At 51.5% G+C, this 610-nt stretch carries 7 tRNA genes; all 7 read right to left on the minus strand.

Annotated elements, in window-relative coordinates:
* Position 1: 1 nt before the first annotated feature.
* Positions 2-75, minus strand: a tRNA-Arg gene (locus AB3I34_RS13940).
* Between the two features lie 14 nt (positions 76-89).
* Positions 90-175, minus strand: a tRNA-Leu gene (locus tag AB3I34_RS13945).
* Positions 176-190: 15 nt separating this feature from the next.
* A tRNA-Gly gene (locus AB3I34_RS13950) sits at positions 191-262 on the minus strand.
* Between the two features lie 4 nt (positions 263-266).
* Positions 267-342: transfer RNA gene (locus AB3I34_RS13955), tRNA-Thr, on the minus strand.
* A gap of 6 nt (positions 343-348) precedes the next feature.
* A tRNA-Leu gene (locus tag AB3I34_RS13960) sits at positions 349-430 on the minus strand.
* A gap of 16 nt (positions 431-446) precedes the next feature.
* Positions 447-519: transfer RNA gene (locus tag AB3I34_RS13965), tRNA-Lys, on the minus strand.
* Between the two features lie 6 nt (positions 520-525).
* Positions 526-598: transfer RNA gene (locus AB3I34_RS13970), tRNA-Val, on the minus strand.
* Between the last annotated feature and the right edge of the window lie 12 nt (positions 599-610).

Genomic DNA, 610 nt, shown 5'->3' on the forward strand with positions numbered 1-610 from the left:
ATGCACCCAAAGGGAGTCGAACCCCTAACCTTTTGATTCGTAGTCAAACACTCTATCCAGTTGAGCTATGGGTGCTAAATATAAAACAATGCCGAGGACCGGAATCGAACCGGTACGGTGATCACTCACCGCAGGATTTTAAGTCCTGTGCGTCTGCCAGTTCCGCCACCCCGGCGTAATGAATTGGCTAAGCGGAAAACGGGGTTCGAACCCGCGACCCCCACCTTGGCAAGGTGGTGCTCTACCACTGAGCTATTTCCGCAAAATGGTGCCGGCTAAAGGACTTGAACCCTCGACCCTCTGATTACAAATCAGATGCTCTACCAACTGAGCTAAGCCGGCTAAATATGCGGGTGAAGGGACTTGAACCCCCACGCCTTGCGGCGCTAGATCCTAAATCTAGTGCGTCTGCCAATTCCGCCACACCCGCAAATGAAATATGAATATGAGCCGTACAGGGCTCGAACCTGTGACCCTCTGATTAAAAGTCAGATGCTCTACCAACTGAGCTAACGGCTCAAAAAATGGAGGTTAACGGGATCGAACCGCTGACCCCCTGCTTGTAAGGCAGGTGCTCTCCCAGCTGAGCTAAACCTCCAAAAACAACAAT

The sequence above is a fragment of the Enterococcus sp. C102(2024) genome, assembly GCF_040888205.1.
Classification (GTDB): domain Bacteria; phylum Bacillota; class Bacilli; order Lactobacillales; family Enterococcaceae; genus Enterococcus; species Enterococcus faecalis.